Source organism: Bacillus sp. FSL M8-0077 (assembly GCF_038050255.1).
GTDB lineage: Bacteria > Bacillota > Bacilli > Bacillales > Bacillaceae > Bacillus > Bacillus altitudinis.
On sequence record NZ_JBBPAF010000001.1, the window covers coordinates 3083864 to 3097249 of the forward strand.

Annotated in this window: 16 protein-coding genes; 5 read left to right on the forward strand and 11 right to left on the reverse strand. The window is 42.2% G+C overall.

The features are described from left to right. Window positions 1-89: 89 nt before the first annotated feature. Together NST57_RS16100 and yutH are read right to left on the reverse strand one after the other, a co-directional pair. On the reverse strand, window positions 90-1058 hold the full coding sequence (locus NST57_RS16100; RefSeq protein WP_025207920.1) for a 2-hydroxyacid dehydrogenase: 969 nt from the start codon (window positions 1056-1058) through the stop codon (window positions 90-92). A gap of 74 nt (window positions 1059-1132) precedes the next feature. Continuing rightward, on the reverse strand, window positions 1133-2173 hold the full coding sequence (yutH, locus tag NST57_RS16105) for a spore coat putative kinase YutH (protein ID WP_007500419.1): 1041 nt from the start codon (window positions 2171-2173) through the stop codon (window positions 1133-1135). Between the two features lie 113 nt (window positions 2174-2286). Between yutH and NST57_RS16110 the strand changes: the two genes are divergently transcribed. After that, the gene (locus tag NST57_RS16110) at window positions 2287-2787 is read left to right on the forward strand and encodes a phosphatidylglycerophosphatase A family protein (protein ID WP_029575457.1); all 501 of its coding nucleotides are present in this window, start codon (window positions 2287-2289) and stop codon (window positions 2785-2787) included. 42 nt (window positions 2788-2829) lie between these two features. On the opposite strand, the gene NST57_RS16115 is transcribed toward NST57_RS16110, so the two are convergent. From NST57_RS16115 to NST57_RS16125, 3 genes are read right to left on the reverse strand one after another with little or no spacing between them, the layout of a single operon-like run. After that, window positions 2830-3600 carry a TIGR01457 family HAD-type hydrolase gene (locus tag NST57_RS16115; protein WP_142155916.1) on the reverse strand — a complete coding sequence of 257 codons (771 nt, stop codon included), beginning with the start codon at window positions 3598-3600 and terminating at the stop codon, window positions 2830-2832. Between the two features lie 21 nt (window positions 3601-3621). Then, window positions 3622-4056, reverse strand: coding sequence for a HepT-like ribonuclease domain-containing protein (locus NST57_RS16120; RefSeq protein ID WP_142155917.1), 435 nt, complete (start codon window positions 4054-4056; stop codon window positions 3622-3624). Window positions 4057-4075: 19 nt separating this feature from the next. Beyond that, window positions 4076-4351, reverse strand: a complete 276-nt coding sequence (locus NST57_RS16125; RefSeq protein WP_008346837.1) for a YutD family protein — start codon at window positions 4349-4351, stop codon at window positions 4076-4078. A 120-nt stretch (window positions 4352-4471) separates the two neighbouring features. Here NST57_RS16125 and NST57_RS16130 point away from each other — a divergent pair, with 120 nt between their 5' ends. Next, complete coding sequence (locus tag NST57_RS16130) at window positions 4472-5107, forward strand: YhcN/YlaJ family sporulation lipoprotein (RefSeq protein WP_007500413.1); 636 nt, start codon at window positions 4472-4474, stop codon at window positions 5105-5107. A 39-nt stretch (window positions 5108-5146) separates the two neighbouring features. Here the strand turns inward: NST57_RS16130 and lipA are convergent, their stop codons facing one another. After that, window positions 5147-6043, reverse strand: a complete 897-nt coding sequence (gene lipA / locus NST57_RS16135; RefSeq protein ID WP_008360456.1) for a lipoyl synthase — start codon at window positions 6041-6043, stop codon at window positions 5147-5149. A 324-nt stretch (window positions 6044-6367) separates the two neighbouring features. Here lipA and NST57_RS16140 point away from each other — a divergent pair, with 324 nt between their 5' ends. After that, window positions 6368-7312, forward strand: coding sequence for a M23 family metallopeptidase (locus NST57_RS16140; RefSeq protein WP_341299232.1), 945 nt, complete (start codon window positions 6368-6370; stop codon window positions 7310-7312). A 70-nt stretch (window positions 7313-7382) separates the two neighbouring features. Here NST57_RS16140 and NST57_RS16145 read toward each other — a convergent pair whose 3' ends face one another. Then, window positions 7383-7613 carry a hypothetical protein gene (locus tag NST57_RS16145; protein ID WP_142155919.1) on the reverse strand — a complete coding sequence of 77 codons (231 nt, stop codon included), beginning with the start codon at window positions 7611-7613 and terminating at the stop codon, window positions 7383-7385. Window positions 7614-7803: 190 nt separating this feature from the next. Here NST57_RS16145 and NST57_RS16150 point away from each other — a divergent pair, with 190 nt between their 5' ends. Continuing rightward, window positions 7804-8268, forward strand: coding sequence for a DUF2691 family protein (locus NST57_RS16150; protein WP_142155920.1), 465 nt, complete (start codon window positions 7804-7806; stop codon window positions 8266-8268). Window positions 8269-8346: 78 nt separating this feature from the next. Here the strand turns inward: NST57_RS16150 and yunB are convergent, their stop codons facing one another. From yunB to NST57_RS16170, 4 genes are all read right to left on the reverse strand, one after another. Beyond that, window positions 8347-9117 (reverse strand): sporulation protein YunB, encoded by a 771-nt coding sequence (gene yunB, locus NST57_RS16155; RefSeq protein WP_007500406.1) that lies wholly within the window; start codon window positions 9115-9117, stop codon window positions 8347-8349. Between the two features lie 69 nt (window positions 9118-9186). Continuing rightward, window positions 9187-9492 (reverse strand): YunC family protein, encoded by a 306-nt coding sequence (locus NST57_RS16160; protein ID WP_007500404.1) that lies wholly within the window; start codon window positions 9490-9492, stop codon window positions 9187-9189. 67 nt (window positions 9493-9559) lie between these two features. Beyond that, window positions 9560-10933 (reverse strand): bifunctional metallophosphatase/5'-nucleotidase, encoded by a 1374-nt coding sequence (locus NST57_RS16165; RefSeq protein WP_341298871.1) that lies wholly within the window; start codon window positions 10931-10933, stop codon window positions 9560-9562. Between the two features lie 63 nt (window positions 10934-10996). Continuing rightward, on the reverse strand, window positions 10997-11848 hold the full coding sequence (locus NST57_RS16170; RefSeq protein WP_008346854.1) for a DUF72 domain-containing protein: 852 nt from the start codon (window positions 11846-11848) through the stop codon (window positions 10997-10999). 317 nt (window positions 11849-12165) lie between these two features. Here NST57_RS16170 and NST57_RS16175 point away from each other — a divergent pair, with 317 nt between their 5' ends. Beyond that, window positions 12166-13338 carry a helix-turn-helix domain-containing protein gene (locus tag NST57_RS16175; RefSeq protein ID WP_142155922.1) on the forward strand — a complete coding sequence of 391 codons (1173 nt, stop codon included), beginning with the start codon at window positions 12166-12168 and terminating at the stop codon, window positions 13336-13338. Window positions 13339-13386: the final 48 nt, after the last annotated feature.

The following is a 13386-nucleotide window of genomic DNA, read 5'->3' on the forward strand; positions in this document are numbered from 1 at the left end:
ATGAAACCGCTTAACAGCTATTTATATCAAGATTCTATATTTTCAAAATATTTTTGTGAGAAAAGCTCCCGAAGCCGGGAAGCTTGAGATTACGCCTGAACTGGCGTTTTGGCTTGCTGATCTTGCAGGACAAGCGCAATATTTTCAGCACATAAATGCATCATGTTTTTTCTCGTTTCAACACTCGCACTTCCGATATGAGGAAGCACTGTCACATTTGGTAATGTCGTTAACGGGTGATCCGGACTGACAGGCTCCCTGCTAAATACATCCAGACCTGCTCCTGCAATTTTTCCTGTCGTGACAGCATCATATAAAGCATCTTCGTCTACCGTCTGCCCTCTGGAAACGTTGATGAAGTAAGCCGTGTTCTTCATCTGCTCAAATGCTTTCTTATTAAACATTTCTTTCGTTTCAGGCGTTAAAGGCGTCAAACAAACGATGAAATCAGACTGCGTAAGCAGCTCATCAAATGCGGCATAGGTCACACCTAGCTGCGCTTCTGCTTCTGGCTTTCTTGAACGATTATGATAAAGAACATTCATATCAAAACCTTTTGCCCGCTTGGCAAGTGCGGTTCCAATACTGCCCATTCCGACAATCCCTAACGTTTTATGATGCACATCCGCACCGGCTAGAAGAAGCGGCCCCCAGCCTGTCCAGTTCCCATCCTTAATCCAATCACTCGCTTCGACAATTCGTCTTGCTGACGCCATCAAAAGCGCAAAGGCTAAATCAGCCGTCGATTCTGTTAAGACGTCCGGTGTATGACATACCGTGATCCCGTGCTTTTTAGCTGCCTTTAGATCAATATTGTCATAGCCGACCGCGAGATTCGCGACCACTTTTAGATTTGGAGCATTTGATAAAAGTGCCTCATCTACTTGATCTGACAGCATCGTGAGCAGCCCATCTGCTTGAGCCGCTTGTTTTTCTAACTCTTCTCTTGGACACGGCTCATCCTCGCTCGTCCACATGTCAATATGAGCGACTTCTTTTAATGGTGTAAGTGTTGTTTCATCAAGCTTTCTTGTGATATAGACATACGGTTTCGTCAAGAAGAACACTCCTTTGATTGATTTCTTTAAGCATAACGAAAAACGTCTCAAGAGAAAAGAGACGTTTCGTCTGTTCACTGAAACTTCAAATCAGCGGATTGATGAATCCATCCAACAGGAGGAATGAGATGCCCACCGCTGCGCATGGCACTCAATTCTTGAAACACCTTGAGAAAATATTCGTAGCGGTTCGCATCATTTAAAACGTAATCTAATCGTTCTTCATAATAAGATTTTTCATTTTCTCCTGACATATAATAACCTTCGACAATTTCAAAATAATGAAGCGGAAACAGAAGACGGCTGTACAGCAGACGCTTTGAAAATGATGAAAGAGGCGTAACCTGCTCATATTGCTGCAAAAAGGAAAATCCCTCTTCAATTAAATCCTCCTTATGCTGGACAAAGGTTTCTCTTAAATATTCCGCGATATCTCTTGTTGGATGGTCAAATACCCAGTCAACAGGTAAACGAAGCGGCTGCTCATGTGGCCAGGTCATACGTGAAAATCGCTGATGACAAACAGTACCTGAATCACATTCTTTTGGTTCATCATCAAGCTCTGTATCCACTAAATATTGAATGGCATTTTCCGTTAATCCAAGATAATACGGAAAGGATTCAATGAATTTCTTTTCAAATCGTTCAAGTGGTTTTTGATGCATTTGCTGCATCCAAAAGCCTTCCAGCTGGTCTAACCGTTTTGCCCATAATTCCTTCCAAGCTCCGACACGTTTTGTTTCAGACACCTCATAAGGAAATCCTCTCCCCCTGACGTGAAAGGCCGCCAGCTCTGGTGCGTGCTGAAATGAGCGGCTTGTGACCCGTGGTGCTGCCTTTAATAGAGCGTACAGTTCTTTTCCATGGGTAAAGGTCGGTTTCTCTTCGTTTGTTAATTCAAACACGGCAACGTATGGGTCACCGTCATTCAGTAAATACTGACTGATATGATAAAGCTCTGTGAGTTCTTCTTCTCGCAAATGAGACACGGGAACAATGATGAAGAGAGCTTTCGCCGTTTGAAAGCTCTGATAACTGCCATATGGCATAAATTGACGCACATCAATACCAAATGTGTGATAAATGGTTTCTTTCATGATTTCACCTGCGTTCATAAAATCAGTCTCTTATCATATCGTAGTCGCAGGTTGAGGGATTTATGAATACTATTTACTATCCGAAGCTTTTTCACACGTTGTGGACAAATTACGAGGATTGGGTGAGGAACATGCCGCATCATCATGAGATGAACGAAGTAGAAAAAACAGCAAGACGCCGTTTACAAGAACGAGGCGTAACCATTCAAGATATAGCAGACCTTGTCTTCTTTTTACAGGAAAAATATCATCCTGGCTTAGACATGACAGAGTGCATCCACAATGTGGAACGTGTCATCGCAAAACGTGAAGTCCAAAATGCCATCTTAACAGGCGTTGAACTAGACGTTCTCGCCGAGCAAAAAAAGCTGACAGAACCGCTGCAATCCATTCTTGAAACAGATGAAAGTTTATATGGAGTGGATGAAATTTTATCCTTTGCCATCGTTAATATTTATGGCTCCATCGGCTTTACAAATTACGGATATATCGATAAAGAAAAACCAGGGATTCTTGGGAAACTCAACGATAAATCCACAGGCGAATGCCACACCTTTTTAGATGACATTGTCGGTGCTATTGCTGCGGCAGCATCAAGCAGACTGGCACATAGTGCGAGAAATGCAGAATAAAACACAAAAGAGGACGTGCGTCTCACGCTTGTCCTCTTTTCATTAAGATAATCGTTCAATCCACTCAGATAATGAATCAATGACATAGGTTGGCTGTTTGTCATATTTCCGAAGCAGCTCTTTTGTCGTGACGCCTGTATGGACAAGCAGTGTATCCATCCCTGCGTTCATCCCTGCCATAATATCAGTATCATAGTTATCGCCCACCATGAGCGTCTCTGACAAATCTGTCCCGAGCACCCGCATGGCCTGTTCCATAATGATAGACTCTGGCTTTCCGATAAATGTTGGCTGCACTGTTGTCGTTACCGTCAGCACAGATGTTAACGATCCATTTCCAGGTAACAGCCCTCTTTCTGTCGGAATGGCAATATCCCCATTTGTTGAAACAAATTGTGCACCTTGACGGATCGCAATGGCTCCTACCGCTAGTTTTTCATATGTAATACCGCGGTCTATTCCAACGACAACGAAATCAGCGTCTTCTTGACCAAACGACAAGCCTTTTTCTTCAATGGCCTGCTGAATGCCTTCTTCTCCAATCACATACACCGAGGCATCTTTCTTTTGTTCTGCGATATAGTTTGCCGTCGCCATACTTGTTGTAAAGACTTGTTCTTCCGTTGCTGGAATATCGAATGAAACGAGTTTCTCTGCTACTTGCTTCGGTGTGCGCGAAGAGTTATTCGTGACAAACAAATAAGGGATGTTCAACTCATTTAACTTGTGAACAAATTGCCCCGCCTCTTCGATCTTTTCTGTTCCTTTATACATCGTCCCGTCTAAATCAATTAAATAGCCTTTGTATTTCATGCTGCTTACAACTCCAATGGTTTATTTAAACGCTGATACTGGTCCAAGCTCCTGCTCCAAGTAAGTGCGAATTCGATTCGGGAAGACTTGCAGCGCCTGTTCTACCTCACTGATGACCTGCAACAAATCGTGATGAACCACTTCTTGGTATTGCTGAACAAGTGTTTTACGGCACGAGACCAGTTTTTTCAGGTGAGTGCCTTCTTCTGTTGGTACAACTTTTTCGTCCACAAGAATATCCATGATGTCGTTATAGCTTCCTGGGTCCCGCATGATAAAGCCGTCAATCATATCATTTCCTGTATCAAGAATACATTCGACGAGCAAATGAACAATTCGTTCTAGCGCTTTTTTTTCTAAAGGACTTGACCATGTTTGATGGCTGCGCATCAAATTATATTGCTCCTCAAAAAAACGTAATGTCTCTTCAATCTTCTTTCTGTCTACGAAATACATCACGACGCTCCCCTTTGCGTTATTTTCTAATCCGCTTTAAGACAAAATAGGCACAGCCAAAATTACAGTATTCATAAATGTATTCATCGAGTGTACTGATTTTTGTATCGAATGTGGCCTTTTGGTTTTGGTCATCAAAAAACCCCTTCAGCCTAAGCTGGTTGTAGCCCCAATCCCCCACAATATAATCATACTTATTTAAAATATCTGAGTACCTTGCTTTAAACGCTTCCTCATCAAAGCCGTCTTTGATTTCTCTGACAAGATCAAAGGTAGCATTCTGAATGACGATCATCTTCTCACCTCTTTTTAAACGATCCACCTTTAATGATAATTCATTGGAACAACTCCATCAATTGCTAAAGCATGTTTTTTCCGATTTAGCCGAAGCTAAAGAAAAAAGGAGGTCACATTTATGATGAAACAACTGACAGCCACTATTCTCCTATGCATGCTTTTAGGCGGGTGCGGCTTTCAATCAGGCATGAACCGGCAAGTAGATGAAGATTCTTCCAGCAAGACAATCCGCCTGTCTGATCGTCATGAAGGAAATAATTCCAACATGCCAGAAGCAGATACGAATCGAGCAGGCTATGTTCGTTATCAGCGCCAGCAAGTAACCGATCAGAAGGAAAGAACCCCTGCTTTAAATCGTGAGCACCTTGCCCACGTGATTACAAGTTTAGCCATCCAGCTGCCAAATATAAAGGATGCAGCAACACTTGTCACAGACGAGGATGCCCTCATTGTGTATCGAACAGGCAACAAAAACCGAGATGAATCAGCCGATCAAGTGAAAAAAACAGCGGTTTCTGTTCTCCCTCGTTATTATCATGTGTACGTCTCTGATAACCCAGAGCACTTTCAATCCATTGCCAATTTTTCACGTCTTCAAACCAATTCACGTGATTTTGATCAAATTTTAACGAAAACGATTCAACAAATGAAATACTCTCCTCAAGGCGGAGATATTTCAACGAAAGAAGATGCCAATGGCATGACGAATTCCGATCGGACCATGAGACGAAACGCACCTTACGGCCAAAATTAATACGAGAAAAAACGCCAGAGAGCTCTGGCGTTTTCTTTGTTATGCTTGCGCCTGACGCTTCTTAGACGCTTCGTTTACTTGTTCGTCTGCATGGTAAGAAGAACGGACAAGCGGTCCAGCTTCACAGTGGCTAAAGCCTTTTGACATGGCAATTTCCTTCAGCTCTGCAAACTCATCTGGATGGTAGTATTTTTGCACTTTCAAATGCTTTTTCGACGGTTGTAAGTACTGACCAATTGCCATGATGTCCACGTTATTGGCAAGAAGATCATCCATGACTTCAATGATTTCTTCCTTCGTTTCACCGAGTCCAATCATAATGCTTGATTTCGTTGGAATGTCAGGCTGCATTTCTTTTGCACGACGCAAGAATTCCAATGAACGATCGTATGTAGCCCGTGCACGAACTCTTGGTGTTAACCTGCGTACTGTTTCAATATTGTGATTTAAAATATCAGGGCGTGTATCCATTAACGTTTTCAAATTATCATAATTGCCACCCATGTCTGAAGGGAGAACTTCAATTGTTGTGAATGGACTTTTTCTTCTAATGGCACGAACAGTTTCAGCAAATACACCTGCTCCGCCATCTTTTTGGTCATCCCTTGCAACCGCTGTTATAACAGCGTGCTTTAAATTCATCAAAGCCACTGAATCTGCCACGCGTTCTGGCTCTTGCAAGTCTAACTCAGTAGGAAGTCCGGTTTTCACCGCACAGAAACGGCATGCGCGCGTACAAACAGATCCGAGGATCATAAATGTAGCAGTTCTTCTCACTGCCCAGCATTCGTGAATATTCGGACATTTCGCTTCCTCACAAACGGTATGTAGGTTGTTTTCCCGCATCATTTTTTTCAAACCGGTATAGTTTTCATTCGTATTCAGCTTAATTTTAAGCCAGTCCGGTTTTCTTACGTGCTCTTCCTTCTTTGCCAATTCCATCATCTCCATATGAATTCGTTAAAGGTGCATATACAATCATCTTCCTGCTATATACGATGGATGCAGCTGTTGCCGCAAAAAAATGAATCTTCGGCCTAAGGCCTTTTCTTTAGACACTTTAACATAGTACAGATTGAACAACAAGGGAATGAGCTGCAAAAATACCCAAAAGACTCCTAAAAGAACAGAAGAAAATTACTAACATTTTCTTCTTATGAAATAACGTGATCAAACCACACTAAACGGTAGAAGAGATTGTTCGATGAAAGGAGATGGACGTTTGTGAAAGTGGTTTTAGCGATCATCATCGCTCTTTCAATGATTCCCGCACCAGTCCATGCACAAGGGGCAAACAAACAGCCTGATGAATTAAAACAGCGAATGGCACTGTATGAAAAGATAGCCATCACCACACAGGTTCCGTGGTATGTACTTGCTGCAGTTGATCAGTATGAACACAATATACGCAAAAGCAGAAGAGATTTACCAAAACAAACAGGTGTGATTGGTATCTACATTCCCCGGGAAATGTGGATGGGGCCAGAAAATCCAAATAAGCAGGATACCTCTCCATTAAGTATTAAAGTGTTCGACGGTATTGGGCTTGATGGAAATGGGGATGGAAAAGCGGAAATTGATAACGATGAAGATGTCCTGTTCACGTTTGCTCAGTATTTGCTCCATTACGGCAGCAGCATCGATCAATTAAAAATTGGGCTGTGGGATTATTATGGACGTGATCAAACCGTTGGAATTATTTCATCTTTTATGAAGCTCTATCAGCATTACGGCCATCTTGACCTTGGAAAGCATGCGTTTCCTCTTCCGGTTGGCGCTGACTACAGCTACAGGAGTACATGGGGTGATGCGAGAGGCTTTGGAGGCAGAAGAATTCATGAGGGCACTGATCTTTTTGCTCATTACGGTCTTCCTGTTCGTGCGACATCGTACGGCGTGATTGAAATGAAAGGCTGGAACCGCTTTGGCGGCTGGCGGATCGGCATTCGAGATATTCATAATCATTATCATTATTTTGCTCACTTAAATGGCTTTGCAAAAGGACTCAAAGCTGGGCAGATTGTAGAACCTGGTCAAGTCATCGGATCAGTCGGAAGCTCCGGTTACGGTCCACCTGGCACAGCAGGAAAATTCCCACCACACCTTCATTACGGCATGTATAAAGACAATGGACGAACTGAATGGTCGTTTGATCCTTACCCTCATTTAAGGGCATGGGAAAGAGCCGAGCGGAAACGTCGTTAAATAAAAGGAGAAGTTTAGCGATTCCGCTTGCTTCTCCTTTTGATATGTATCAACATTTCCTTGTCTACTGTTACTGCTTATGCTTCTCTTTCAATCCTAAAATTAAAAAAAGAATACCCATAATGAAAAAAAGGAGATACACCACTGTTACTTCTAGTGGAATCATGTCAAACATCCCTCTAAATAAGTCGACACTCAAACTGTCACTCCCAGCTAATAATATCGATGCTGACATATATTTAGCACTAAATACAATGGCAAATACTAAAAAACAAAATCCGCTTACATGAATTTTCTTCATATCAATCAAATCCTCCTCTCACTTTCATAACAGACGATCGTGAAAAATCAGCCTTCAGGATAGCTACACTATTCAAAAAAGGAAAACAATGAACATTTATCATGGCACGTGATCCGTATGGAATCAAGTGGTTAATTAGGATATGATGAGCCAATGAAAGACTACTTCACAAAGAGTTAGGGGGGGTTTTTTGAAAAGAGGAATGACCTTTACCATTCCAAATGAATATGGAGTCTTCCTTGGAGAAGTGCTAAAACCAATTGACATCACCGAATTCAGCTGGCGAATCGATACCGAAGACTCGAATATATTAGTTGATGGCAAAAAAGATGAAGAACTTTTTCCTGAAGGTAAAGCAGAAATAGAGGGTATAGAATTCAAACACCTCATTGAAAACAAGACATATTATACGATTTCCGCCGGTTTACAAGCGTATCCAAAAGGGACACTGTCTCATATTGAGTCCTATGAAGAATTTATTGAAAGCCAATGCGAGCTTGTTCTTTTAGTGGCTGATTGCTCCTATGTCACGATCTATTGCAAACATAAGGGAACACTTGAATGGCTATACAAGAATGCAGTTGAATGTGGATTTGAAGACGTGACCTATATCACCGATGAAAATGATGCAAGGACAAGACTGTCTGTTTCGTAACAACAAAACGTTCATCACAAAAACACTATATGCAATCACAGCGTATGAAAAAAACAGCCCAATTCGTCCATTGGGCTGTTATTCTTTCTTCTCCTTTTTCTCTGGCAGAACAATCGATGGAGCGCCTGAATTTGTTCCGCTGCCATTATAATAATCTGGGACGTCTCCTTGAACGGCTTGGATGGAGACAGGCACGGAATTTTTGACGACGATGGTTTCTGAGGCGAATGGGATGATGACTCTCACCTTCACCTCAATGAGCACACTAATATCAATCAAGGCATTGTTAATGCCATATGGCTTGATGTTTTTTTCAACGTCTGTATGCGGGTCACCAATGACACTAAATCGTACAGGTACTTTTGGTCCTAGGTTGGCGATAAGTGCATTTCCGGACGCTTGCCCAAGCGGAATGTTATATATAATGCCGTCATGTCCATCTGTTTGATCCTTTAATGCTTCTTTTGCCTCTTTTTGAAAATTCCCCTTTTCAATGTCCTCTAGATTTTTTTGAAGGTGACGTGACAGGTCAGCCATTGCTTTCGATGTTGCTTGCGCATTGAAGTCGATGGTTGTCACTTTTCCGTTCTCACTTGTATTCATCACAACCATATCTTTCATATTCTCCTGATCATCTGCAAAATCCTGAACAGAATATTGGATGAGATGATTGGCGATTCGTTCTGTTTCTAGTTCAGCAATGTGAATCAAAGTCGGTTTAATGGAACGATTGATGAAGAATAGGCTAATGACAGTTGAGAGCACAAAAAATAATATGGCAAGCAGCATGACATAACGAAATGGCAGAGGGCCCTTTTTATAGGGGCGATAACGGCGGTTCAATCTCAATAAAAAATCCCCCCTTCTCCATTACAAGTGTATGCAGACAGGCGGGGGGATAGGAATCATCTGTTCATTTTATTTCACCATTTTTAATAATGCATCTCTTCCAATTGTGCCAGCATGAATGCCGAGCGACTCAGCGGCATATGTCACAGATTCTAAAGGTGCATCCAGCAATTGCTCGATGGTTCTTACACCGACTGCTCTTCCTGCGATGATTCCTCTATCTGCAAGCTTTTCATTTAGGAGCCCGACATCAAGTGCACCGCACATAATATAACCATGCTCATTTGTCACTGCCATGAAATTGGTCTTTGGCAGTTTGACGGTGACGGCTGTAAAGGAATGGCCATCAATTGTAATAGGTGTTAAATTCACCATATCCCTTCACTCCCTTCAACACAATCTATGTGAAGGGAGGGCAAGTGTTGTTAGGCTGGAGCGGATTTCACTTTGCGTCCTTCAATCGCCAGCTCAGGACATCACGTAAAAATTCCGGCATGAAATATTCAATGTGATCATGGTCACGTATAGGAGGAAAAAGAGAACCAAGTGTATACATATCCACTGTGCCAACTGTATAGGAATCATCTTCTTTGACGAGCTGATCGTTTATATAGACCTCTTTTACTCGTTTGGCTTCGCCCTCTTCTAATGAATAAGTCAGACCGCTGTATAGCATTTTCCCCATCAATTCTCCTCTAAAGCCAAAACCTTTGATCCGCAGCTGTTCCATTTTTTCTTCACAGCCACGAGACACTGTTTCGATCAATTGCTTCCCAGTAAGCGTCACCCGGATTGGATTAATTGGATGCGGGCATATCCGATGAATGTCTTCTCTTGTGACGATGCCAGCCTCTAATGAATCAAGCACCATCCCTGCATTCATCATGCCAATATCTGCATCGCACCATTCTTTAATGGCATCTGTTAAAAGCTGCGGAAGCTGGGAGTCATCAAACCACTTTGTTTCGAGCTTCGATTCAATAGATGTCACTTTTTCCTGCATGAGTGACTTCGCTCTTTTTTCTGCTTTCTGTAAAGTCGTGATCGCTTCATCGGATTCACTGATCAGCTGGTCAACTGATTGCACCGTCGCTTTTTTCTCGATCAGCTCGCTACTCGCTGTATCAATGGTCAGCTCGACACAGCCAATATAATGCCCATACTTTTCAGCACATGCAAGAAGAACTCCATTATCCATCTCGCCCTGTTCTAAAAGATGATGCGTATGTGAGCCTAAGATGATGTCGATTTCCGGGAAGTCATGGGCTACCTCTCGATCATGGATGATGCCTAGATGGGAAAGAAGAACAATGACATCGGCTTGTCCTTTCACTTCTTGCAGCATCTCCCGTATGCTCTCAAATGGGTCTGTAATGTCCCAGCCCAGCTTTTCATAGACAGGTGTATACGCAATGGTGACCCCTAAGACGGCAATCTTCAGGCCATTTTTCAACATGATCACTTCATAAGGCTTTGCCCACGATGGTCTTTTGCCTTTTTCAAATAAATTAGATAAGATCACCGAAAATTGTGCGTCTTCGTACAAGCGGTCGAGCTGCTCATGAGGCAGCGTAATGCCTTCATTATTACCAATTGTGACTCCATCATAGCCAAGCTGATTGAGGAGTTTGACATTCACTTTTCCATAATCAGCTTCTGATACAAGATTTACTCGATCCATATGATCGCCAATATCAAATAAGAGCATCTGATCGTGAACTTGACGCTTTTCTTCAATATAAGCTGCAATTTTCGGCCAATTTTCAAAGTGGCTGTGCAAGTCGTTTGTATGATATAACCATAGCTTCTGCAGCATGTTGATCTCTCCCTCAAGTTGTCACTGAACCGTCTCGTTCAGGTTGAAAGCCGCAGCTCTCGTTTAACTAAATAAATCTAACTGCTTCGGAGATAAGCTTGAATACGTCAAATCCAGCAAATCAATCATTTGCTGGCCATTCGCTGCCGCATCTCCGCCTGAGTTATTATTAAATACGACATATACATCTTTCGACTGCTGATGCAGGATGTCGAGGTTCTTTTTCCATTCCTTTAGTTCAGCTTCATTATATAAATATAAGTAACGAACTTCACGCCAGTTCTCATGATCTGCCGGGTGAAGCCAGCCTTGTTTATTTCTTCCGTGGAAACGGACTAATGTTTTGTCACGGTGTGTGGCTTTTATGACTGGCGGTATAGAACCTTCTCCGACTTGCGGTTCATCACAGACGGAATGAATCCACCCTTCTTTCTCCATAAAGGATAAGGTTTGTTCATAAAACTCGTCTGAAAACCAAGTCCGGTTTCGGAATTCAAGTGCACAAGGAATGTCCCCCATCTTTTCCTTACACCATCTTAAATAGTGGACGTGCTCCTTTTTGCAATCGAACCATGGTGGAAATTGAAACAAAACCATCGCCAGTTTCCCTGCACGAATGAGAGGAGTCAGTGAAAGAATAAATGCGTCAAACATTTCTTCCTTTGAAGCAAACGGGATCTCGCCTCTTTGATGCCCGGTCATTCCTTGATATGCTTTCACGACAAATTGAAAGGCGTCTGGCGTATCTTTTATCCATTTTTCATGGTTGCGCTCAGGCTGAACAGCATAAAAGCTTGCATCCAGTTCCACAATGGGAAACGTTGATGCGTAGTGAAACAGCTTTTGAGAGCTGCCGATTCTCGGCGGGTACAGACTGTCATGATCTCCCCAGCCAGTTAATCCGATATAAATCATCTATCTCACCTCTTGCCACTTGCTTGTCTAAACGGGTTTTCCCATTGAAAGTTTTTGTTTCTTGGGATACCCATCTTTCTGAAAGAAATTCTTCTGTCTACAACATATCATATTTACCCATTTTTCTGAATGAAGATGACTGATGTGACGTGATTTTGCCCTGCCATCTTTTTTGTGATATTACATCACAACTTTCTATCTAAATTGAATGGAGCTGATAACATAACATTTATATCAGAGACTTTGACAGCGATTGTCCATTTTTTTATTCATCTTCACCAAAGGCTTCAGCTCTAAAAAAAGGAGAATGAGTGGATATGAACATTGTCGATCATCATGTTGAAGTATTGCAAAAAGTGGCCCAAAGAATTCATCAGCCTGTCTATTTGATCAATCAGTATGGACGTATTCTTTTCACCTCACCCCAAGGTATGACAAACCCAGATTGGATACAAATGCTCCGCTTGTTTCACAGTACGCAGCAGCATTATTTTTCTATGGTTCATTCAAAAGAAAGCGTTTCTGTTTTTCCTATCTATATACACGAACAAACTTGTGATTATTTAGTCGTTCCCGCCTTCATTCATCCTCAAGACGACATGGGGCTATATTTGACAATTGAACAAGCTGTCAATGCACTGTCCATTTCATGCATCAAACAACATGCCATCAAGCAATCTACAGAGCGAGCCAAAAATGAATGGTTTCGCAAATGGATGGAGGGCACGATTTCCTCAGAGCAAGATGTCGCCTGCCTGGCACGCATGTTTGGATTAAACACAACGATTTCCTATCTATGTATCGTCTGTCAGCTCGATCAGAGCAATCATTTCACTTGTTTCCTTAAGCAGCAAAGCCTTGTAGATGATGTGTTTGCTTTACTTGAAAGCACCCTTTCGCACTGTCCATATCCCGCCTTTCTTTTTATCAAAGGAGATATCGGCATCTTCCTTATAGAAGAGACTGGCGGGTGGCAGGGAATGAACAAATCGATCTGCTCTTTTTTAAAACAAATGCAGATCCTTATTAAACACCATGTGAATACCACGATTTCCTTTGGTGTGAGCTTAAGCAGTTGTCTCATCACCGATCTACCGAAAGGATTCCGTGAAGCTGCCCATGCTCTGCAATCAGGCCAGCTCTCATTACGAGCTGAATATATTCAGTTCTATCAAGCAAAGGATGTGTCAGATTTACTGAAGCTCATCCCACCAAAAGATTTAACAACATTCTATGAGCTGTATCTCCACCCTTTATATGAACAACCACAAGCCGATCCAAGCCTTCTCCACACCTTATCTGTTTATGTCGAAACACATTGCCACATTTCAGAAACAGCCAAACGTTTATCTGTTCATCGCAACACTGTGATTTATCGACTGGAGAAATGTGAAGAACTGCTTCAAATCAGCCTAAAAGATTCTGACGCAACATTGCGGCTGCGCTTAGCCTTGCGGATTCAAAAGCACCTTTCAGCCGATTCCGATTGAATCTTTTTTTCTCACGCCTCATATATTTTGGAGGAGAAAAGTGAATGA